This is a genomic window from Streptomyces sp. C1-1 (assembly GCF_050214755.1).
In the GTDB taxonomy this organism is placed as follows: domain Bacteria; phylum Actinomycetota; class Actinomycetes; order Streptomycetales; family Streptomycetaceae; genus Streptomyces.
The window spans coordinates 10,011,043-10,031,765 of sequence record NZ_CP189826.1 but is presented as its reverse complement, the minus strand read 5'-3'; the positions used below and the strand labels follow the sequence as shown (position 1 = coordinate 10,031,765).

The 20,723-nt window shown below is 69.0% G+C and carries 18 protein-coding genes and 3 pseudogenes; 11 read left to right on the top strand and 10 right to left on the bottom strand.

The window, feature by feature from the left end; all coding sequences use genetic code 11:
* Positions 1-155: 155 nt before the first annotated feature.
* Complete coding sequence (locus tag ACQF4J_RS45825) at positions 156-317, top strand: hypothetical protein (RefSeq protein ID WP_351806820.1); 162 nt, start codon at positions 156-158, stop codon at positions 315-317.
* Between the two features lie 112 nt (positions 318-429).
* Positions 430-1,299 (top strand): carbon-nitrogen hydrolase family protein, encoded by an 870-nt coding sequence (locus tag ACQF4J_RS45820; RefSeq protein ID WP_351583371.1) that lies wholly within the window; start codon positions 430-432, stop codon positions 1,297-1,299.
* A 91-nt stretch (positions 1,300-1,390) separates the two neighbouring features.
* On the opposite strand, the gene ACQF4J_RS45815 is transcribed toward ACQF4J_RS45820, so the two are convergent.
* Positions 1,391-2,437 (bottom strand): helix-turn-helix domain-containing protein, encoded by a 1,047-nt coding sequence (locus ACQF4J_RS45815; RefSeq protein ID WP_351583374.1) that lies wholly within the window; start codon positions 2,435-2,437, stop codon positions 1,391-1,393.
* Positions 2,438-2,560: 123 nt separating this feature from the next.
* Here ACQF4J_RS45815 and ACQF4J_RS45810 point away from each other — a divergent pair, with 123 nt between their 5' ends.
* On the top strand, positions 2,561-2,989 hold the full coding sequence (locus ACQF4J_RS45810) for a YybH family protein (protein ID WP_351583377.1): 429 nt from the start codon (positions 2,561-2,563) through the stop codon (positions 2,987-2,989).
* A 251-nt stretch (positions 2,990-3,240) separates the two neighbouring features.
* On the opposite strand, the gene ACQF4J_RS45805 is transcribed toward ACQF4J_RS45810, so the two are convergent.
* The 3 genes from ACQF4J_RS45805 to ACQF4J_RS45795 form a co-directional block, all read right to left on the bottom strand.
* The gene (locus ACQF4J_RS45805) at positions 3,241-4,305 is read right to left on the bottom strand and encodes a CU044_5270 family protein (protein WP_427168488.1); all 1,065 of its coding nucleotides are present in this window, start codon (positions 4,303-4,305) and stop codon (positions 3,241-3,243) included.
* Positions 4,302-4,928: an RNA polymerase sigma factor gene (locus ACQF4J_RS45800; protein ID WP_427168698.1), complete on the bottom strand. Its 627-nt coding sequence runs from the start codon at positions 4,926-4,928 to the stop codon at positions 4,302-4,304. Before ACQF4J_RS45800 ends, ACQF4J_RS45805 begins: the two co-directional genes overlap by 4 nt.
* Positions 4,929-5,567: 639 nt before the next feature.
* Positions 5,568-5,972 carry a type II toxin-antitoxin system PemK/MazF family toxin gene (locus ACQF4J_RS45795; protein WP_351583383.1) on the bottom strand — a complete coding sequence of 135 codons (405 nt, stop codon included), beginning with the start codon at positions 5,970-5,972 and terminating at the stop codon, positions 5,568-5,570.
* Positions 5,973-6,141: 169 nt separating this feature from the next.
* Here ACQF4J_RS45795 and ACQF4J_RS45790 point away from each other — a divergent pair.
* A pseudogene (locus ACQF4J_RS45790) lies at positions 6,142-6,473 on the top strand (transposase); the annotation flags it as partial.
* 6 nt (positions 6,474-6,479) lie between these two features.
* On the opposite strand, the pseudogene tnpA reads toward ACQF4J_RS45790, so the two are convergent.
* Positions 6,480-6,883, bottom strand: a pseudogene (gene tnpA, locus ACQF4J_RS45785) (IS200/IS605 family transposase); the annotation flags it as partial.
* Between the two features lie 27 nt (positions 6,884-6,910).
* Between tnpA and ACQF4J_RS45780 the strand changes: the two are divergent.
* Positions 6,911-7,971: pseudogene (locus ACQF4J_RS45780) on the top strand (RNA-guided endonuclease InsQ/TnpB family protein).
* Positions 7,972-8,079: 108 nt separating this feature from the next.
* On the opposite strand, the gene ACQF4J_RS45775 reads toward ACQF4J_RS45780, so the two are convergent.
* Positions 8,080-8,631: a COG4315 family predicted lipoprotein gene (locus tag ACQF4J_RS45775; RefSeq protein ID WP_427168487.1), complete on the bottom strand. Its 552-nt coding sequence runs from the start codon at positions 8,629-8,631 to the stop codon at positions 8,080-8,082.
* 360 nt (positions 8,632-8,991) lie between these two features.
* On the opposite strand from ACQF4J_RS45775, the gene ACQF4J_RS45770 reads away from it, so the two are divergent.
* On the top strand, positions 8,992-9,573 hold the full coding sequence (locus ACQF4J_RS45770; RefSeq protein WP_427168486.1) for a hypothetical protein: 582 nt from the start codon (positions 8,992-8,994) through the stop codon (positions 9,571-9,573).
* 153 nt (positions 9,574-9,726) lie between these two features.
* Positions 9,727-10,179, top strand: a complete 453-nt coding sequence (locus ACQF4J_RS45765; protein ID WP_351579036.1) for a hypothetical protein — start codon at positions 9,727-9,729, stop codon at positions 10,177-10,179.
* 7 nt (positions 10,180-10,186) lie between these two features.
* On the opposite strand, the gene ACQF4J_RS45760 is transcribed toward ACQF4J_RS45765, so the two are convergent.
* Entirely contained in the window at positions 10,187-10,522 is a 336-nt protein-coding gene (locus ACQF4J_RS45760) for a hypothetical protein (RefSeq protein ID WP_427168485.1), read from the bottom strand.
* Here ACQF4J_RS45760 and ACQF4J_RS45755 point away from each other — a divergent pair.
* The 4 genes from ACQF4J_RS45755 (at position 10,499) to ACQF4J_RS45740 (ending at position 15,516) form a co-directional block, all read left to right on the top strand.
* The gene (locus ACQF4J_RS45755; RefSeq protein WP_427168484.1) at positions 10,499-11,212 is read left to right on the top strand and encodes an NAD(P)/FAD-dependent oxidoreductase; all 714 of its coding nucleotides are present in this window, start codon (positions 10,499-10,501) and stop codon (positions 11,210-11,212) included. The genes ACQF4J_RS45760 and ACQF4J_RS45755 overlap by 24 nt on opposite strands.
* Positions 11,213-11,521: 309 nt before the next feature.
* A complete protein-coding gene (locus tag ACQF4J_RS45750) occupies positions 11,522-13,075 on the top strand; it encodes a hypothetical protein (RefSeq protein ID WP_427168483.1) in 1,554 nt (517 codons plus the stop codon).
* Positions 13,076-13,475: 400 nt separating this feature from the next.
* Positions 13,476-14,261, top strand: coding sequence for a hypothetical protein (locus tag ACQF4J_RS45745; RefSeq protein ID WP_351579024.1), 786 nt, complete (start codon positions 13,476-13,478; stop codon positions 14,259-14,261).
* 736 nt (positions 14,262-14,997) lie between these two features.
* Positions 14,998-15,516: a hypothetical protein gene (locus ACQF4J_RS45740; RefSeq protein ID WP_427168482.1), complete on the top strand. Its 519-nt coding sequence runs from the start codon at positions 14,998-15,000 to the stop codon at positions 15,514-15,516.
* A 708-nt stretch (positions 15,517-16,224) separates the two neighbouring features.
* On the opposite strand, the gene ACQF4J_RS45735 is transcribed toward ACQF4J_RS45740, so the two are convergent.
* From ACQF4J_RS45735 to ACQF4J_RS45725, 3 genes are all read right to left on the bottom strand, one after another.
* Complete coding sequence (locus tag ACQF4J_RS45735) at positions 16,225-16,590, bottom strand: hypothetical protein (RefSeq protein ID WP_427168481.1); 366 nt, start codon at positions 16,588-16,590, stop codon at positions 16,225-16,227.
* A gap of 115 nt (positions 16,591-16,705) precedes the next feature.
* Complete coding sequence (locus ACQF4J_RS45730; RefSeq protein WP_351806357.1) at positions 16,706-17,452, bottom strand: hypothetical protein; 747 nt, start codon at positions 17,450-17,452, stop codon at positions 16,706-16,708.
* A gap of 370 nt (positions 17,453-17,822) precedes the next feature.
* The gene (locus tag ACQF4J_RS45725; protein ID WP_427168480.1) at positions 17,823-20,243 is read right to left on the bottom strand and encodes a protein kinase domain-containing protein; all 2,421 of its coding nucleotides are present in this window, start codon (positions 20,241-20,243) and stop codon (positions 17,823-17,825) included.
* Positions 20,244-20,723: the final 480 nt, after the last annotated feature.

Below are 20,723 nucleotides of genomic sequence, written 5' to 3'. Positions count from 1 at the left end.
GTTACCACGTCCGGCGCTGCTTGCTGATGGCTCGCATGCCCTGACGGCCGTACTCACGTCGTCTTCGGGCCGGGTCCGTGAGGCATGACCCGCGGTCCGCTCAATGACAGCGACGCGCAGGGCGAGGCCGTCCACCTGCGCTACCCGAGCTCACCATGGTCACCGCACTGGTCGACGACATCGTCCGGCACGCCGCACGTGCCCCCTGGGCCGCTGCCCGCTTCACCATCGCCGGTGAACACACCCGAGAACGAAGGGAACTCGGCGCCCCGACGGCTCTGGAACTCACGGCGAACGCCTCACGCTGGGGAGCGTGAGCAGGTGCTCTTGAAACTCCGCGAGGAAGCCCAGGGCAGTGGGCCCCGCTCCGACTGCGTATTCGCCTCACCTCTCGGCAGCGCTCCCAGGCACCCCGGATAGGGTGGGGTCGTGATCGAAAGGGTTCCCTTCCCCTCCCGTCCCCTGCGCATCGCCACAGCTCAGGCATGTCCTGAGCCGGGTGACATCGTCGCCAATACCGCCACCGCCGCCGCCATGCTCCGCGAGGCCGCAGAGCACTCGGGCGCCCAGGTGGTCGTCTTCCCGGAGAAGTTCCTCACCGGCTACGAGCCGGACCTCATCCGCGCCGATCCGGAACACCGAGCCGTGCAGGCAGAGGGAGACGAACGACTCGATCCCCTGCTGACGGTATGCCGTGACACCGGAACAGTTGCCATCGTCGGCACGGCCGTGCACGACGCCGGCGAGCTGACCGTCTCCGCTCTCGTTCTCGACTCGGACGGCACCTGGGCGGCCCGCTACGACAAGCAGATGCTCTTCCGCACCGAGCGGGACGTCTACCGTCCCGGGAACCGCGGGTTCTCGCTGGACGTCGACGGCTGGCGGCTCGGCCTCGGCGTCTGCTACGACTCCGGCTTCCCCGAGCACGCCCGCGCCGCGGCACTCGACGGCTGCCACGCGTACGTGGTGGGTGCGCTGTTCAGCGTCGGCAACGGCTACTACGAGTCCCGGATGTGGTTCCCATCCCGGGCCTTCGACAACACCATGTACACGGTGCTGGCCAACCACGTCGGCTCCACGGGCGGCTGGGCCACATGCGGCAGCAGTGCCGTCTGGGACCCCACCGGCCGCCTCGTCACCGAGGCCGGACCCGAAGGGAGGGAACTGCTCGTTGCCGACCTGGACCCGGACTGCCTGCGCCGCGCCCGCAACGCGCACTCCGTGCTCGCCGACCTGCGCAACCCGTCCCTTGAGCCCCGTGAGCGGATCACCCTGTCCCCTCTTCCGTCACGGAGCTAACCGGAAACGTTTCATGCGTCTGTCGGCACCGGTCCCTCGCGGGTCCGCTCACCCTTGACGAGCGCGCCCTGGCTGTGTGCCGATCCGGCGGTCAGTGCTGCCCAGCTGGCCTTCCGGCGCTTCTTCGCCGGTGGCGGCCGTCCAGCAGCTCCCTGGGGCTGGCGAAGGCCGCGCGGTATGTCTGAGGGGGAACGCCCGTGAGGCGGCGGAAGTGGGGGCGCAGGGCGACGGCGTCGCTGAAGCCGACGCGGCGGGCGACGACGTCGACGGGCAGGGAGGTGGATTCCAGCAGGTGCTGTGCGAACAGTACTCGTTGGGTCAGCAGCCACCTCAGTGGCGGGCTGCCGATGCGGGCGCTGAACCGTCGGTCAAAAGTGCGCCGACTCATATTGGCGCGCCGGGCGAGGGCGTCGATGTCGGTGGGCTGGTCAAGATTGGCCAGTGCGTGAGCGATGACGTCGTCGAGTTCGTCGCCATGGGCCGCAGGAGGGATCGGTGCGGGGATGAACTGCGCTTGATCGCCGGTACGGTGCGGGGCGACGACCAGTGCCCGTGCGACGGTCGTGGCGGCCGTTGCACCGTGACTGCGCCGCAACAGGTGTAGGCATGCGTCGATCCCGGCTGCGCTGCCTGCACTGGTGAGCACCGTCCCCTCGTCGACGTACAGCGCTGCTTCGTCCACCTCGGTCCCCGGGTGCATGGCAGCGAGGGCGTCGGCGTACGCCCAGTGGGTCGTCGCCCGCCGTCCTTCCAGCAGTCCGGCTGCTGCGACGACGAATGCTCCCAGACACAGCCCGACGATGACCGCTCCATCACGGTGTGCCTGGCGCAGGGCGTCCAGCAACCGTTCGGGGGGCGGGACACTGCCGGGCGGGTGCCAGGTCGGCACGACGACCAGGCCGGCCCGGTCGATAGCGTCGAGTCCGTGGGGCGGCCCAAGACTGATGCCCTCGGCTGTGGTGATCGGGGTGTTGTCCACCGCGACGGCCAGAACGGTATGGCGTGGAAGCTCCGGTTGGTCGAGATGGAGCCCGAAGATCCGGCCGGGGATGGCCATCTCCAGCAGTGGCAGCCCGTCGGCCATGGCAACGGCAACGGTGGATCGGTCCCGCAGTGGTCCGAGGCGGCCGGCAGTCATGGCGAGATCGTAGCGGCGGTTGGCTTTCTCGCCACTTCTGTGTCCTGCTGTGCCACCGAAGACTGGGCACCGCACCGTCCTGGTCGGCGACCTGGGCATGGGACAAGGAATGGAGTCAGGCGCATGGCGGTACAGCAGGTCATAGGCGCACGGCGGGACGGGCCGGAGGTGGCCTCCTTGCTGGTGGAGATGGAGACGGCCGCTCTGCGACGCTGGGGAGCCGGCGACCCCGACGGTTACCTGGAGATCTGCGATGCGGAGGTCACCTACTTCGACCCGTTGATCGAGCGGCGGCTCAATGGGCTGGACGAGCTGGCCAGGTACTACGACCGGATCAGGGGGCTGGTCCATATCGACCGGTTCGAACTCGTGGAGCCCAAGGTAGTGGTGGGTGAGAACCTGGCTGTACTCAGCTTCAACTTCCACTCCGAAGGGGGAAACGACCGATACCGCTGGAACTGCACCGAGGTCTACCGACACGGCTCCGCGGGGTGGCGCATCGTGCAGACACACTGGTCGTGGGTCCAGCCGCACCTCTCAAAGTCAAACTGACAGCTGCTCGTTCGGGCGGGCAGTCAAGAAGAGGTCTGGCCGTCAGATGGTGCGCCTTCGCTCTTCAGCCTGGTGCTCACGGTGGTGGTGGACACCGCCGCGGAAACCGGCTGTGGGCGACGGCTGAAAAGTGGTTCTGGATCACTTTCAGTGCCGGAGCTACGGAAGGTTCTCCACAAGCGCGATCATGAACGGCCGTGGGTGATGTGCTCCTCCGAGGCTGTGGTTCCCGCAAGGCCGAAGAGGTTAGCTCACGCACCGGTACCTTGTGCGCCGGGGCGCTGCTTCTGGGCGTCGACCACGGCCCGCTCCAGCACGGCGGTGGATTCGGTGACCGTACCGGGCTTGACGCCGTAGACCTGCTTGACCTGGACACCGCGGCTGCCGAGATAGGCGTACGTCTTGCGGTCGAAGATCCACTCGGTGCGATCGCCGCTCTTCTGGTCAACGTGGGCCAGGGCGATGCCCTCGCGTCCCGCGGCGTCCATGGCCCGGTCCACCACCACAACCCCGGGGATCTTGGCCGCGGCCCGGTACAGCGCCGCATTCAGCTTTGCCGGTGCGAGCTGCTCCCTGAGCAGGTTACCGATTGTGTCGAATGCCTCCTGGTCCGGGGAGTTCCCCTGCCCCTTGGTCTCCTTGTAGACCTTCCTCAAGAGGACGTCCGGGTCGGTGGGCAGCGTCTTGAGGAAGTCGTAGGAAGGGGCGTTCAAGCCGCTCTCGACGTCGCTGTCGAGGGTGATACCGCCCTTGGGCTTGTACCCGGGCTCGTCCAGCCAGCCCTTCTTGCCATCGGGGGAATGCCAGACCTCACGGATATGCAGGGGCTGGACCAGGGGCTTGGACTCGTCCGTGTCGGTGTGCGAGACGACGAGGAAGGAGACCTTGCTCTTGATGTAGATGTACTGGCCCGGGCCGGGCTCGGGCGTCTTGCGGGCCGAGGCGGCGGCGGCGATGTGCTCGACGGTGGAGGCGAGCTGGGCGGTGCTCCCGGGCTCGATGCGGACGACTGGTGCCTCGACCGGAGGCGGGGTGGCCGCGGTCGAGCGGCTGCCCCCGGAATCGGTCAGCGCACTGAAGGCGAACACGCCGGCCACGGCGGCGGCGGTGGCCGGGACACCGATCAGCAGGACACGACGTGCCGGGCGGCGGGACGGCGTGGGCGCGATGGCGGTGGGCCGGATCTCGTTCATCAGGTGTTCCTCGAGAAGCAGGTGACGGTCGAGCGACAGGTGCGGGTCTCCCGGCGCCGGCAGCAAACGGGCCAGCTCCGCAGGGTCCAGCGACTCCTCACGCCGCGACTTCTTGCGGATCATTCGGACCTCTCCTCGTTCGACTCGTGTGACCGGGCCGCAGAAGTGCAGCCGCCCTGTACTTGTCCGTTGCTCGGTCGCGGTTCCGTGCGTTTCCTCAGTTCCTCGTCGGCCAGCTTGCTCAGCCGTCTGCGGGCACGGGACAGGCGCGAGCGCACGGTGCCGACCGGGACGCCGAGCACGGCCGCCGCCTCCGCATAACCGAGCCCGGACCACACACACAGTGTGAAGACCTCACGCTCGCTCCGGTTCAGCTTCTTCAGCGCCCGCTGGGCGGCAGCCAGTTGGTCGGCATCGGCTATCCGGCCGACGAGTTCGTCGGCGAAGTCCGGGAGCGTTTCCCTGGCCGGCAGGCGCTCCAGAGCCAGCCGGTGGCGCCGCGCGGTGCGGGTGGTGTTGCGCAGTACGTTCACCGCGATGCCCATCAGCCAGGGGCGCGGACTGTCGCCCTCGTCCCGCAGCTTGGCGCGCAACCGCCACGCCTCCAAGAAGGTCAGCGAGACGATGTCCTCGGCGACCGTCCAGTCCCCGGTCACACGCACCGCGTGCCGGTAGACCAGTCGGGCGTGATCACGGAAGAGCTCGCGGAACGCCTCGGGGTCGCCTGCCCGTATCCGGGTGTGCAATGAGTAGTCCACGTCCAGTCTTGTCCGCACGGCAGGGCAGGTTCCCGTGGCATACGTCACACGTTCAGGAGACATCGGGCTCCCAGCCGGCTCGCGCATCACGTCCGTCGTCTCCGTGGGCCGAGCGATTTCTCGGGCGGTAGTGAGCACTGGGGGCACGGTAGTTGAGCAACGGGGCAGGCGGCGTCGTCAGGTTGAGTGGAGATCTTGTCTGTCAATCGCGCAGCGTGACCGTCACACCCGGCAGCTCTTCCCACCGAGTTGCTGGTCAGAGTCCTTGTCCTGCTTCAGCATGAACGCCGACTGCCATGCAGAGGCCTGCGCGGTCAGCCCCGCGTCGTCAAACGCAAGATGTCCAACTACCCGCTAAAACGGGCCGAACACCACACCTGGCCCCAACTCACCTGCACCGGCGCCCGAGCAGTCACCATTCCACGACCCCCACCCGCAACCCCGTAACGCAACGGCGTCGGCATTGGGTCTAAACGGTCAGCCCCTCGTACATCTCTCCGACACCGAATACATCGCTTAGTACTCCAGCCGTAGATCGTGATCTCGATGGCGAGAGGCGCCGAGGCGACAGTCGGACAGCGTCGACCATCTGGCCGAGACCGCCCACGCCGTCGGCTCCTTCTCCCTCTACCCGAGTTCACCGAGACGGAGGGCGTCCCTTATCTCGCTGAGCTTCGCGGTCGTCGCCGGGGTCTGCTCCTGCGCTTGTTCAGCGAGTCGGAGGGCATCGTCAATCTCGCTGAGCTTCGCCGAGGACAGGACGGCCGCCCGCTCTATCAGGTCGTCCCGTGACACAGTGGTCAGCCACGTGCAAGGGGTGAAGCCTGGACGCGGGAACGCGAGCCGCAGCACGCCTTCGAACGGCACTCCTTCACCGGCGCCCACCATCACTTCGATGCCCAGACCGCTCATGTCGACGCCCGCCGGAGCGACGACCTGCATCACCCGGATCCCGGACGCGTCGTCTCCCGACAGCAGTACGACCAACCTCCGCTCGTCGAACTGGACCCACCAGACTTCGCCACGTTGCACAAGTCCTCCAGACACAGGACGGCAGACTGACGCTGCGCGAGCCTGACGCGCTGTGGAGACGGGTGTGGCCACCGTTGATCATCGGTGTGTGAAGTCTGAAGATCACGCGGTGGCCGCAGGCTACAGCGTAAACCCTGCCCACTGGCAGGAGGCGTTGGAGGGGGGCCTGATGAGCCGGAGAGCAGGACGGTTCACGCGGGTCGAATCCCGGCGCCGAGCCCGGAAGTTGGTACTCGGCCTGCTGTCGGACCTGCCGCGCAAGAACTGCTGGACCATCGCCGAGTGGGCCGGGGACAGGACCCCGGACGGCATGCAGCACCTGCTCGGGCGGGCCAAGTGGGATGCCGACCAGGTCCGCGACGACGTGGGTGACTACGTGGTGGAGCATCTGCACGACGACGAGGCGGTGCTGGTGGTCGACGAGACCGGCGACGTGAAGAAAGCCACCGACACTGTCGGTGTCCAACGCCAGTACACCGGCACCGCGGACGCGTCGAGAACAGCCATTTTTTGCTGCTCGATGTATGGGCGGACGATCGCCAACGGTGCTCCGCCGCACGATGCGGAGAAGTATGAGGGCGACCACAGGTGCGGTGCCTGATGGCGCGGTTGATCCGGCCGGTGAACTCCTGCCGTATCCGGCGGGCGGAGACGCCCTTGATGCTGTTGACCAGCTTGGAGACGGCGACCTTCGGCGGGTAGTTGATCAGCAGGTGGACGTGATCGCGTTCGCCGTTGAACTCCTTCAGTTCCGCCTCGAAGTCCGCGCAGACCTTGCACATGATCTCTTCGCACCGTGTCAGCATCTCGTCGTTGAACTCCCCGCGCCGGTACTTCGTCACGAAGACCAAGTGCACGTGCATCGCCGAAACTACGTGCCTGCCCCGCCTGTAGTCGTTCCGTCCATCCATGACACCAATCGTCATAGGATCATGGTCGTGCAGCTCCGCTACAACTACCGGGTCTACCCGGACGCCGCGCAGCGCCGTGCGCTGGCCAGTGCGTTCGGCTGCGCCCGCGTGGTGTGGAACGACTGCCTGCGCGACCGCAAGGAAGCACACGCGGCAGGACTGCCGTACATGACGTCGGCCGAGCTGTCCCGGCTTCGCATCACCCAGGCCAAACCCACCGAGGAACGCGCCTGGCTCGCCGACGTGTCGGCGGTCGTCTTGCAACAGTCCCTTCGGGATCTCGACGCCGCCTACAAGAGCTTCTTCGATTCGGTCAAGGGCAAGCGGCGAGGCCGCAAGGTCGGCCCTCCCCGCTACAAGTCGAAGAAGGACACCCGGCAGTCGATCCGCCTCAACACCAATGCCTTCTCCTTGAAAGAAGCTCAAGCGTCTTCAGCGGGAGCTGTCCCGCAAGGCCAAGGGATCGAAGAACCGGGCCAAGGCCCGGATCAAGGTCGCACGCCGGCACGCCAAGGTCGCCGACCGGCGCCGGGACTGGCACCACAAGGCCTCCACACAGATCATTCGCGACAACCAAGCGGTGTACGTGGAAGACCTCGCAGTGTCCGGCCTCGGCCCGTACCCGGCTCGCCAAGTCCGTGCACGACGCGGGATGGTCCGCGTTCGTGGGCATGCTGGAGTACAAGGCAGCCAAGCACGGCCGCACCTTCGCCAAGGTGGACCGCGCCTTCCCGTCCTCGCAGTTCTGCTCCGCCTGCGGAGTCCGGGACGGCCCCAAGCCCCTGCACGTCCGTGCGTGGACCTGCAGCGAGTGCAACACCGCGCTCGACCGCGACCACAACGCAGCCTGCAACGTCCTCTTCGAAGGACGCCGCATCGTCGCCGCCGGACGGGCGGAGACGCTCAACACCTGTGGAGCGCCGGTAAGACGGGCACACGTGCCCGCACAGCGCGGTGAAGCAGGAAGCCCCCGGAAGGGGCAGACGCCCCAGGCCGGAATCCCTGGACTTCAGACCAGGGAGCACGTCAAACCGCAATTGCTCCGCCACCTCGCTGCTGGGCTGGTGGATGAGGCTCTCTTTGGTTAGAGGCAACTGCGTCGGGTGGGCGGAGCGCGGTCAGGAATACGCACCGCACGTCGCGCTCACCGGCCAGCGCCACGAGCAAGACGTCCAGTCACGTCCAGTCTGCGACGGTCAGTAGCTGCCGCCGCCTCCCGACCCGCTTGAGGAGGGGCTGGGCACGGGGCTGGTGATCGGGGTGCCGCTGAGACTGACCACGTACCAGGCGCCTCCGAAGGCCGTGCTGCCCTGGCCCGTGGTGTCGCCGGGCTTGGCGTCCTGGGAGAAGCGGTAGAGGGGGTGGCCGTTGTAGGTGACCTGGGTGGTGTGGTCGTGCCGGGGGGTGGTGCCGACCATGGTGGCGTTCAGGCCGTGGGCGCTGGGGTGTCCGGTGGTGATGTCGGGTGGCCAAGCCTGGGCGCAACTGCCGTAGCAATGCGAGGTGGTTCCGCTGTCGGCCTTGAACAGATACAGGGTCCGGCCAAATCCGTCCACGAGGATCTGGCCGAGGGGGGAGCTGTGTGCCTGCAGCGTGCCGGATCCGCCGGTGGCGGGCGCGGAGCTGTTGGGCGGAGGCGATGAGCTGGTGGCTGGAGACGACGAGCCTGTCGTGCCGGAGCTTCCGCATCCGGCGGCGAAGGCCGCGACAGCGGTCGCGGCCGCAGCGATGGTGGCGGTGCGGTTCATGACGGTTCTTCTTTCCGCTGGGACCTCCTGCCGCGACGTGTGCGGTAGGGCTGGTCCACGGGCCCGCGGCGCGGCGGGTCTGTAGTTCGATACGTCCGTTACTCCCTTTTTATTCACTCATGTCCCTGTCTCGCTTGCCGCATCTACGACATTCCGCTGCCGAGCGGTGCGGCGGATGAACGTTCGGTACTCAGTACGCGTATATGGGGTAAAGCGACCTTCCGCCCGCACGTGCCTGTTCAGTCGGCAGGGGGACGGAGGTGGGGTGACGATGCGATGACGTGTCGCGAGAGCCTCGCTCTCGGTGCCTACCTGCTGGGGGTGCTCGAGCCGGCGGAGTGCTCAGGCTTGGAGCGACACATGGTCCGCTGCGCGGAGTGCCGCGCCGAACTGATGGAGCTGGCGCCGCTGGTCGGGCTGCTGCAGCATGTGCCCTTCGAGGAGCCGCTACAGAGCGCTCAGGCCGGTCCGACACCGACAGCTCCGGGCGCGGCGCCCGAGTCGGTCGGCACGGCTCAGGCCGTGTCCCGCGTCGTACTGCGGGCAAGGGGCCGCCGGGTCCTGATCGCGGGCGCGCTCGCAGCCGCCCTCACGGGTGTCGGCGTATCTCTGAGCATGCAGAGCAGTCGACCGGCTGCAGTCCCGTCGGCGGTCACCGTCTCCGCCACCGATCCGGCCACACACGTGACCGCCTCCGCCGCACTCGCCTCGGGCGCGACGGGTGCGTCGATCCGGCTTCGCCTGTCAGGACTGCCCCCGGCCGTCTGTCGACTGGTGGTACACGCCCGTGACGGCCACACCGAGACGGCGGCCAGCTGGACGTCCGGCTACGCCACCGCGGTCAGCGTCCCGGGATCGTCATCGTTCGGTGTGCGCGACATCGCCCGCATGGACGTCGTCACCAGCTCTGGCCGACTCCTCGTCGACCTCCAGCCCCGGTGAGCAAGATCTACCCAAAGACCCAGCATTGGGGATGAACGGTGAAGTGTCCCGACACGTACCTCTTGAAGGAGGGCGAGGGACTCAAGGAGGCCCCCCGTGAAAGCCAAGGTACCTGCACCACGCGTACCGTCCCAGCCGCGGCGGATACTCGCCTTGAGTACCTGCCTGTGGGTGCTTCGCCTGCTCACCGCTGCCGGTCTGGCGGTGGACGCCTACGTGCACGCCGACCTGGCCGCGAACTACGACCCGGTCACCAAGACGATCAGCCAGGGCGATCTGTTCCGCATCGAGGCCGGCGCCGCGGCACTGGCGGCCCTGTTGGTGATCCTCTTCGGCACGAGGCCCCTCGTGTGGGGCTACGCGCTCCTTGTGGCCGCGGCCGGCGTCGCAGCCGTGCTGCTCTACCGGTACGTCGACGTCGGCTCGGTCGGCCCCCTGCCCAACATGTACGAACCCGGCTGGTATCCGGAGAAAACCGCGTCCGCTGTCGCCGAGGCGGCAGCGATGGTCACCGCCGCCGCGGGGGTACTCCTGGCCCGCCGACTGCGCACGAACTCCCGTGAAAGCGGGGCGGTCCTGGCGCTCATCGGTACGCGATCGAAATGATGCCTCGTCACGCGAGGTGCGCGCCGCTCAGGAGCAGGAGGGCGACGTCGGAGGCGGCCAGGCCCAGACATAGGAGGAAGGGGGTGCGGTTCCGCCCGGCCGGCCAGAGAGCGATGGTGAGCGAGAGCGCGCAGGTCGCGGCCAGCCCGGCTCGTTCGGGCATGCCGACGGGTCCCGCCGGGCCCAGAACCAGCACGGCCGAGCCGACAGCGAGTGCCGATGCTGCCAGCGTCCGCGCGCCCCGGAGGCCGGCGCGTTGAGGCAGGCCGCGAATGTTCACCGCCAGGTCGTCCTCGATGTCCGCCAGAACGTTCGCGGCGTGGGCGGGGCGTTCCCCGTGCACCCGGTCAAGGTCGACGCAGTCACGGTCCGGCAGGACACCGGCAGCGTCAGCGCAGCCGGGCTGACGGCCCGATACCTCGCAGCCGCCGACGGCCTGCATTCGCCCGTCCGCCGTCACCTCGGCCTGGACCTGCCCGATCCGCGCCCACCCCGCTACGGGCTCCGCAGACACTTCACGGTCGTTCCCTGGACCGACCACGTCGAGGTCCACTGGTCCACGGGAGCCGAGGCCTACGTCACCCCGCGGGGGCCCGAGCTGCTCGGCGTGACCCTCCTCACCAGTGAGCGGGCACCCTTCGACGTACAACTCGCCGGCTCTCCTGACCTGGCCGCCCGCCTGGCCACCCACACCTCGTCAGCCGTCAGCGGCGCAGGACCGCTGCGGCAACGGGTCCGCGGCCGGGTGGCCGGCCGAGTCCTCCTGGTGGGCGATGCCGGCGGCTACATCGACGCACTCACCGGCGAAGGCATCTCCCTCGCCCTGGCCGGCGCCGCCCACCTCGTCCGCTGCATCCAAGGAGACCAACCCCAGGACTACGAACACGCCTGGCGCCGGACTTCACGTCGCCACCGTCTGCTCACCAACACCCTGGTACGCCTCCGCGCCCACCCCCAACTCACCCGCCTGATCGTCCCCACCGCCGCGCGCCTGCCCTCCTTGTTCGCCGGGCTGGTCAACGGCCTGGCATGAACTGGAGTATTAGGCCGTACAGTCGGACACCGGGGACGCCCAACTGCGGCCCAGTTTGTGAGCCGAAGCACGATGGTTGTCACATAGGCACGCTGGTTGTCACCGACGGTGTTGTGGGCGGTTGAGCCTGAGCGCGACAGGTCGACGACTGTGATCATCTGTGTCCGGCCTCCTAGACCACGTCACATCGTGCCCGGCAGCGCGGACACCTGAGCCCGGCTGGCCGCAACCATTTCCGGACCTCGCGGGTCACACCTGTGAAGCACGGCGGGTCGGGACCCTCCCGGCGCACGGGAAGGTTTCGGTCGGATGGCACGACGATCACGGGTACGCGCGGTCGCGACGGCGGCGGCGGGCGCGGTGGCGCTGGTGGCGGGGGTGTTCGGCACGGGTCCGGCCCGCGCCGACACCGCGGACGCCGCACGAAAGATGACGGTCCAGTTCGCCGAGCACGAGCTCTTCATCGGGACGGAGCCGGCGAGCGTGGACCTGTCCTACCGGTGGAAGGTGGCCGGCGGGGGCACGGCACACCACGTCCACCTGACCGTCGACCTGTCCGGAGTGGCCGACTTCGCCGAGCCGGCACCGTCGGAGCACTGCAAGGGCAACCTCTGCACGCTGGACCTGGCGTCCGCCACCTCGGACTTCCACGCCATCACGCTGGTGCCGAAGCCCGGTGCGGCCGTCGGCAGCAGCGGCACCGTGACCGTCTCCGGCACGGCGTCGGACGCCACCGTCACCGGCGACCACCTCACCCTGACCAACGGCAAGACGCAGCTGAAGGTGAGCGCGTCCGCCGAGCAGCTGAACCAGGTGCCGGGCGACACGCTGAACTTTCCGCTCGACGTGTGGAACAACGGCCAACTCCCGGCTGCCAAGGGGGTGGAGCTGCTGATCGACACCACCGCCGGGCTGCACCTCCAGGGCTCCTGGTCCAACTGCCGCGACGTGTCCGCGAGCGGCCGCGGGGGGCACATCGTGCGCGAGACCCTGTGCGACTTCCCCACCCCGGTGGAGCCCGGCCGGCAGTACGCGTTGTCGTCGCCGCTGCGCGTCAAGGTCGGCGACGAGGCCCTGCGCGACAAGATCTTCTACAAGTTCACCCCGCTGACCAGCGCCGCCCCGGCGAACGGCCCCGGGACCCCGTTGACCCTGGTCCCGAGGGGCGCGATGCCGTCCGACGGGAACATCGACCCGTACTTCACCACCTACGTCAACAGCGTCAACCATGCCGACTTCGCCGTCACCGGGGACACCGTCACCGGGCGGCGCGGCGGCCACGCCACGCTGCACGCCACGGTCATCGACCGGGGGCCGGCGGTGGTGGAGGACCTCCTCGACGACGACGCCTTCCTCCCGGTCCTGGTCAAGCTGCCGCCGGGCACGAAGGCCACGAAGATCCCGGACAACTGCCAGCCGCCGCCCACGGACGACGGGTCGGACCCCGGCCCCCGGATGGGCCGGTCCTCCTACCAGTGCTACTTCGGCGACCCCGCCCCGGGGGACAGACACGTCCTGTCGTTCACCGTCGCCATCGGCCCCCGCACCCCGGCCGTCTCCACGGGCCAGGTCCGCAGTCTGGAGGTCATGAAGGGGCTCGACCCCGACGCCTCCAACGACAGTGCGGCGCTGACCCTGCGGCTGGCGCAGGGCGGCTCCGCGGGCGGCGGTACGCCCGGCGGGTCCGGCCCCGGCGGCGCGGCCGGAGCGTCCGGCTCCGTTTCGGGCGGCCCTTCCGCAGGATCCGGACCGCTGGCCGGCACCGGATTCGGCGGCAGCTGGATCGCCTGGGCGGCCGGCGCGCTGCTGCTGGCCGGTGGTGTGGCCGTAGCGCTCTCCCGACGGTCCCGCGGTGGGAACTGACACGTCGTCCGGGTGCCAGAACCAGTGCAGGGTGCATTGCCCGTCTTCTACGGAGAGCCGGCGGTGGTGTGTGCCACCGCCGGCTGGCCCACGACCACGAAGCCCTCCCGGTCCGCTCTGCCGCCATGATCTACCTTGCGATGATCGCCCTGATGGCCCGCCGACTCACCAGAGAATCCACCCCCATCTGGCGAGGGATCTAATGCCTCGTCAAAGCCGCATCTCGGGAAAGAACATCGAGAGAAAACGCCCTTTGAGGACCCGCCGCCCGCTTCGAACCCCGCGAAACGTGAGTTTTCCGTCATGGCCGACGGGCAACTCCACCTGGGAGCATGATTGTCCATCGGGTGGACGGGGGGAAAGCGGGATGACTACTGCGCACAGACGGGTTCGTGCGGTCATGATCGTTGCGGCGGTGCTGGCGGCCGCCGGCTGTTCTGGCGGGGGCGGTGACGACGCCGCTTCCAGCCCCTCCGCAACGACGACCGCGGCGGCCCCGGCCACCGCCCCTTCGACGGCCTCGCCCACCCCTGCGGTCAAACCGTCGGACATCTACCCCACGAACGCGGCCGGCTGCCATCCGAACGCGACGTGGAGTACGGCGAAGGCGGTGGACTGGGTCGACTGGGGGCAGGTCGGCACGCGCGCCCTGGGCCCGGGTGAGGTCCGGTTCCCCAAGTCCATGTCCGGCTTCGACGGGCCCCTGTGCGACCGGGTGACCGTCCAGGTCCAGTACTGGCGCGTCAACTACCGGCCGTCCAGCGCCACTTCGGCCGCCGACCCGCTTTCGAGGGAGGTGAACTACGACTACGCCCTGCAGTCCCTCAAGCGCACCGAACTGCACATCGACGGCCGCAAGGTCCACGACGTGAAGCCGCCGAAGGGCTTCGCCTCGGCCAAGGCCAGCCCCTGCGACGGCTTCCTGGAGGCGATCTACGTCGGCGCACCGCTCAAGAACCGCGAACTGCCGACCAAGATCAGCACGGGCAACACGATCGTCGGCGACGACGTCACCTTCCCGACCAAGCGCGTGGTCGATTACCACGTGTTCGCGCCGTCCGCGCCCCAGCTCTGCGACGACAACGGCATCCCCACGGCATCCCCCGCACCGTCCGGCTACCCGTCGTCCGGCTTCGGGCTGTCCACGCCGTCCTACCCCGCCTTCGACCTCACCCCGAGGAGCTGAGCGGCCGGGGGGACGACGTCGGACGCGTCCAACGCGATCACCGAGCCGCAGCGCCGGAGATCCTGGTGCTGCAGCGAGCGGGTGAGCGGCCGGTGACCGAGCCGGCCCAGGAGCGCTGGGGATGAGCCAGCCGCGGGCGTCCAGGCCGCCTGGCCATAGCCGAGGCGGAGGCCAGGAATCCTGACCGGCCAGATCTGGGAACGCTTTGGTGCTCGGCGTGTTTCGTCAGTAGCTGCGGAACATCATCGTCGACGTCAAGCCGATCTGGGCCGACGCGGCGGGAATCGCCGCCTTTCCCGGCAGGGATCGCGGTCAGATGGGCGACTGGGACGCGTCGAAACCGCGTCCAGGGACAGCCCATGCACTTATTGCGAATATCTTGCAACAACGATAAAGATGCATCAGCATGATCTGCGGCGGGGTCGGCCCGTCAGTCTTCGGCGTCGAGGCGCCTTCCGTCCGTCGGCGTGTCCTCCCTGAAGAGTGATCGTCTTCTCACCCGGCGCCCGCCGGACCTGGCCGACCCCGCTGGCGCCTGCAGGGACACCGTGAAGAGGCCTTCGGCAGACACCGCTCGCCGGGTCCGGCCTTCTGAAGGATGGGCACTCACAGCAGAGGTGTTCGCCTGGTCGCGCTCTTCGCGCTGTGCATGCAGCACCCAGCCTGACAACCGAGTCGTGGGCACTTGCGGGAGTGTCCGGACCCCACGCGGCGGGCCGGCCTGGATGATGACGGCATGGCTCGCCAAGAAAGCCAGCAGTGGCTCGAGACCTCCATCGCCGGCTTACAGATCCGTACCCATGGCGTCGGTGGAATGCGTGTGCTGGGCTGGGAGGGGTTCCTGCCGCTCTCGGTGATACCAGCCGTCACGGCCGACGGGGCATCGACGGCGACTCCGGCCACCCCTCCGCTGAGGCTGCCGCCGCAGTCTGCGGACAGCCGGCCACAGCCCCCACGCAGGCGCAGACCAAGTCCGACCCCGCAAAGGGCAGACCGGAACGCAGAGAAAATCCGCGACATCCTGCGACGGACCGGATGCACCGAATTCAGCGTCACCGAAGACGGCTTCGTCGTCGACGGCGGCGACGACGACTCGGCGCCTCTGCTTGTGGCGTGCACGATCGACCACGCAGCGTCAGCACAGCGCGAGCTGCAGCGCTACCGAAAAGCGCTCACCGCAGCGGGCATACAGGTCGGACGGCACGGCGAGTACCCCGTCACCCTGCTGGTGCGGATGCAACGAGGCATGGCGTAGGCAACGCTCTCGCCAGGCATCACCGGGTGTGCGTCAGACCTCCGGCCGCGCGGCTTTCTTCGCGAGTTTCGACGGCAAGTGGTTCAGCCCGCACCTTCATGGGGCTCCCACCAGGGCTCGTGGGCGAGCGCAACGGAGGAGGCCGATGCCGGCCCGCCACCTCGCGGACGAGGACGCACCCATGGGCCGCGCCTACGGCCTGCGGGACCTGATCGTCTTCCTTCACCGGGCCGGACTGGACGTGGGCGAGAAAGACGACATCGCCGCCTCCCACCTCATCTGGATCGGAGTTGCGGGTGCGCCGCCCGTCGCGTTCGCGGCCAAGGGTCCGGGCGGTGGACGACCTCGGGTGCCTGACAGTCCGGTTGATCAGGAGGCGAGACAGAGAGTGGAGGCGGCTGCGATGAGCACCACAGATCGCTTGACGCCGCCATGGAGCCGCGGGTCCCCGCGGCTCGTCATCGTCGTGGCGTCACCGGAGCGGCAAGATGCTCCCGCACATCCGGCGCCCGCAGGACGCCCAGAGATGTGCGAGCCGCCCGCCCGGATCGTACGGACGGGCGTCCCGTGCAGGTCGGGCGATCCCAGATCAGTGATCCCAGTCAACGGCAGATGATCTCCGGCTCCGGCAATCGCCCCGACCAATACGAGTGGGCGATCAACGACTCACACCAGCGTCGTGACCGTCGACTTCAGCTTGGTGGATCTTCACTGGTGCGTCTCTACGCACAACGAGGCGACGTACGCGTGCCTGCCGTTCCATAGGATCTCGTTCCACAAGGGGCTGGTTCCGCCGCAGGCGGTGTAGGTGTCACCACCGGGGCCTCCGCAGTACGCGTTCCAGACGTCGCCCCTGTTCGTCGCGCCCAGGACGTACTGCGAACCCAGCTTGGGCGCACTGCGGACGTTGACGCCGTCGTACTTGACCGTCGACCAACACGGCAGGGTTGCGTTGGGGCGGGCACTGGCGTCGCTGTCAGCGGCCCTCGGGGCGGCTCCCGCTCCGGTCGTGGTCAACAGGATGAGCCCAGAGGCGACTGCCGCCACGAGGGGCGCCGTACGGAATTTCTTCATGAGACAGAACTCCTTGGTGGATACATGGGTGCGAGGCCAACGGCTCTCACGTCGACTGGACGGCGGCGGTGGCGACGATCCGACGGCTCGACACATGGGAAACGTGAGGCGTTGTTCACTGGGCCTGGACCGGGGCCGAATCGGCGAACCCCTCGTCGCGGAGGTGGTCGTACCAGTCGTTGGGGATCGTGCGGAAGTTGGTCTGGGCGATGATCTGCGGCTGGTACGCCAGCAGGATCGTACGGACGTGCTCGAGGCAGTTGTTGGTGACGATGTTGAAGCCGGTGTCACTCGCCGCGGTCGCGTAGGCGTTGCTGGCGTCGGCGCCGACGACGTTCTGCTTGCACCGGTAGGACTCGTACCAGCCGAAGCTGCCGAAGTCGTGCCGCACGGTTTCGAACGAGTCTGCGCGAGCCACCCACACACGGGGCGCTTCCCGGGTGTGGGCGTAGTCCGGGACGCCCTGTGTGGCCGGCCGGTCGCTGTTCATGCTCGGCGAGGCGGAAGTCGATCCGGACGAGATCGACGAGGTGCCGCTGGCGGAGACCGAGAGCCCTACCGGGACCGAGGACCCGACGCCTCCCACAACGGCCGAGGCCACGCTGCCGGCCCCCGACACACTGCTGTTCGCGCCGGACTCACTGGTGACTGCGGTGCTTCCGCCGCCGTCGGCGGCCCCGAAGATCCATCCGTCACCGGCGGGGTCACTCACCGCCCAGGCCACATGCCCCAGCCCCAGGCCGCTGGCCGTGGGCGAGCTGAACACGCAGGCGGTCCCCGCCCCGGCGTCGGCCTGGGCGTCGTCGGCATGAGCGGGTGCCGCGGCCACCGTGAAGCCAGCGGCCAGCAGCACCGCGGTCATCGCGCTCGCCGCAACGGATCGCGGCCGTGGACTCCGCAGGTTCCACGGCGGACGATTTCGACAGGCGGACATGTTCATGGAAGGCCTCCTGAGACGGTGGACGGGATCGAACGCGGCTCGAGCTGCCGCGCGATGAGCCCTGCCTCTCAGTGCTACGGCCCTGGACCTTGTCCATCCAGGCCCACGGGTGATTCATGGACAACTGGTCAACAATTCCGTGCGATCCGGCAGTGTTCGCCCAGGTCGGTGGGCTCAGAGCGGGAACCGGGCTCGGGAGGACGGGTTCCGCCCGGACCGCAGCCGACGGGCAGGATGCACCCCTTCAAGGACCGGACACGCCCCTGGGACGGAATCTGGCATCCCCGCTTGTTCAGGACCCGCCCGCGCCGATGGGCCGGTAGGCGGTGACCGCGATCGTGGTGCTCCAGTCGCCGTCGTCCTTGTCCAGGACCTGGATGACGGCGATGTCGTGAGTGATGGTGTCACGGACGCAGAACCAGGTGCCGGCGGGGACCTGTGGGAAGCGGACCTTGTCCGCCACCGGGTGCTCGGCGATGCCGAGCGCGCAGCGGGCGGGGGTGACGGGCGACTGCCCGGCGATGTAGGCGTCGCTGGAGTCCTGAAGTTCGTAGGCGCCCTTGCCGTCGCCTTTCGAGTCCGCGTCGGTGGACAGCAGCCAGAAGCCGTTCGCCGTGAGGCGTCCACGGGCCAGGTCGAGCGGACGGTCGGCGCCGGGCAGGGTCAGGGGCCGGGCGGCGTAGAGCCGCCGGTAGCCGGGGCCGACAGAGCCCGGCACCAAGCCGGGCGTGGACAGCGAGGGGATGTGCCGGTAGTAGGCAAGGGTGGCGTCGACGCCCCAACTGCCAGTGTCGAGGCTGGAGATGTGCAGCATCGCAATGTCCCCGGTCAATCGCCAGCGCAGGCAGAGCCAGCTGCCCGTGGGCACCTGCGGCCACGGGACCTCGTCCTCGACGGGATCACGGGCGACGTCGGCGGCGCACTGCGCGGGGGTGATCGGGCCCGAGCCGGCGACGTAGGCGTCGGTTGCGTCCTGGAGGGAGAAGCCGCCCTTGCTGGTGCCGCCCGAATCGGTGGACAGCGTCCAGTACCGGTCGCCCGTCACGGTGTGACCGGTCATCAGGTCGATCTCGTGGTCGGCGTCCGGCAGGGAGACCGGTTGGTTGTGCAGGACCTCCTGGTATCCCCGGCCGGCGCCGGGCGCGGGTGTGCCGAGTGTGGGATCGTTGCGGCGGGTGGTCACGGCGAGCACGATGGCGAGGGCCAGGACCACGATCAGCGGTAGGGCGCTCACCTTGAGCCAGGTGGCGGTATGTCTGCGCGCGGCCCGGGTCAGGACGTCGGCCAGGTCGTCCTCGCGGCGTGCGATCCGGGCGGCGACGGCGGCCGGGAGCCAGTCCGCGTGTGCTGGGCCGTGCGCGCAGGTCGCGATGATCTGCCGCGGGGTTGGCCGCCGCTCGGGGTCCTTCTCCAAGCAGCGGGTGATCAGCTCGCGCAGCTTGTCTTCGCCGACGTCCAGGGCATGCGGGTCGGGTGCCTCGTGGGTGATGCGGTAGACCACCTCTCCGATGCTGCCCTCGCCGAACGGTGTCAGCCCGGTGGCCGCGTATGTCAGCAGCGCGCCGAGGGAGAAGACGTCGCTCGGCGGGCCCACCGGGTGGCCCTCGGCCTGTTCAGGGGACATGTAGGGGACGGTGCCCACCGCGACGCCGGTGTCCGTCAGTTGGGTGCGGTCCGCGGCGCGGGCGATACCGAAGTCGATCACCTTTGGGCCGTCGCGGTCGAGCAGCACGTTCGACGGCTTGAGGTCACGGTGCAGAACATCGGCGCCGTGGATCGCGACGAGCGCCTCCGAGATGCCCGCGGCGAGGGCGCGCACGACCGGCGCGGGGAGCGGTCCGGCCGTGCGGACCACGTCGGCGAGGGAGGGCCCGGCGATGTAGGTGGTGGCCAGCCAGGGCCGTTCCGCCTCAGCGTCCGCGCCGACTACCGCCGGGGTGTACGGGCCCTGTACCCGGCGCGCGGTGGCCACCTCGGCGGCGAAGCGGCGCCGGAAAACCGTGTCCTGCGCGAACTCGGCCCGTATGACCTTGAGCGCCACCGGCCGCCCGGCCGCCGACTGGCCGAGGAAGACCTCGCCCATCGCCCCCGACCCCAGCCGGCCCAGCAGCCGGAAACCCCCCACGCGCGCCGGATCGCCCCTGCGCAACGGTTTGACGGCGGGCGAATCCACGACTGTGGGGGGCCGGGACGCAGGTGTCGCCGGGGGGCCGGGCGGGTGGGGTGTGGCCGACGGGGCGGGGTCGGCCGCCGCTGCCGGGGCGCCCGGCAAAGCAGGGGCGGTTGCGGCGGGTGTGGGGGCGGGGCGTGCGTCGCTTGCCGGGGGCGTGTCAGGCGATGGCCCTTGCGGCCTGTCCGAGCCTCCCGCCGGGTCAAAGGGCTTGTCGTCCTCCCGGCGCATCACGGACCCGTAAGCCGCGTCCGCGTCCGCGGTGACGCCGTCGTTTCCGGAGTCGGGCTGGACGGCGAGCAATTCGGGGTGGGTGGACCGAAGCCGCGCGTCCAGCTCCGTCCAGCGAGCCCGCCACGCGTCGACGTCCCCTCCGCAGGCGGCCACCAGGGCCAGCGTCACCTCGAGCGTGGGCAGCCTGTGCCCGGCCGCCGCGTCCGACAGCGCCGAATGCGAGTAGCGTGCCCGCCGCGCCAGTTCCCGGTACGGCGGTGAACCGGCTGCGGCACGCAGCTCGCGCAGCCCCTGGGCGAAATCGTGCAAGGGACCGTCCGGAACCGGCGATTCCCGCCTGCCCACGCTGCTACCCCCGGCTGCTCGATCAGGACACACCACCTGGCGCGCACCACCGGATTCTTCGCCCCCCACCGCCGGCCCGTCAATCACATCCCACCCTCAACCGCCCTTCAAAACAATCGAGTTGGCGAAAAGACCGCACTCCACCGGACGAGTAGCTCTACTGCGCACTGCCGCCATTCGTGGGCCAGTTCGCTCCCCCAGCCGCAACACGACGTGAGCCAACACAGCAAACGCATTTCCGGGAGTACGCCCGGCCTGTCCTACCCGGTGACCATCCGGCTCCAAGTCCGTCGGCAGGCAACGCGGTATCCCAGTTGACAGCCGCCATGGAGGGGCCGGGCTGCTCGGTCACCGCCCTCGACGTCATCTCATCCGATGTCAGCCACCTCGGCATCGACACCATCGCCGTCTCCTCCACCGTCCGCGACACCGGATCCGCTGCGC

What these genes read in the sequence shown, in the direction of transcription:
- ACQF4J_RS45825 (WP_351806820.1), top strand. Translation starts at nt 156, where the DNA reads ATGGTCACCGCACTGGTCGACGACATCGTCCGGCACGCCGCACGTGCC.
- ACQF4J_RS45815 (WP_351583374.1), bottom strand. Translation starts at nt 2,437, where the DNA reads ATGACTGCCGGCCGCCTCGGACCACTGCGGGACCGATCCACCGTTGCC.
- ACQF4J_RS45810 (WP_351583377.1), top strand. Translation starts at nt 2,561, where the DNA reads ATGGCGGTACAGCAGGTCATAGGCGCACGGCGGGACGGGCCGGAGGTG.
- ACQF4J_RS45805 (WP_427168488.1), bottom strand. Translation starts at nt 4,305, where the DNA reads ATGATCCGCAAGAAGTCGCGGCGTGAGGAGTCGCTGGACCCTGCGGAG.
- ACQF4J_RS45775 (WP_427168487.1), bottom strand. Translation starts at nt 8,631, where the DNA reads ATGAACCGCACCGCCACCATCGCTGCGGCCGCGACCGCTGTCGCGGCC.
- ACQF4J_RS45770 (WP_427168486.1), top strand. Translation starts at nt 8,992, where the DNA reads ATGGTCCGCTGCGCGGAGTGCCGCGCCGAACTGATGGAGCTGGCGCCG.
- ACQF4J_RS45750 (WP_427168483.1), top strand. Translation starts at nt 11,522, where the DNA reads ATGGCACGACGATCACGGGTACGCGCGGTCGCGACGGCGGCGGCGGGC.
- ACQF4J_RS45745 (WP_351579024.1), top strand. Translation starts at nt 13,476, where the DNA reads ATGATCGTTGCGGCGGTGCTGGCGGCCGCCGGCTGTTCTGGCGGGGGC.
- ACQF4J_RS45740 (WP_427168482.1), top strand. Translation starts at nt 14,998, where the DNA reads ATGGCTCGCCAAGAAAGCCAGCAGTGGCTCGAGACCTCCATCGCCGGC.
- ACQF4J_RS45735 (WP_427168481.1), bottom strand. Translation starts at nt 16,590, where the DNA reads ATGAAGAAATTCCGTACGGCGCCCCTCGTGGCGGCAGTCGCCTCTGGG.
- ACQF4J_RS45730 (WP_351806357.1), bottom strand. Translation starts at nt 17,452, where the DNA reads ATGACCGCGGTGCTGCTGGCCGCTGGCTTCACGGTGGCCGCGGCACCC.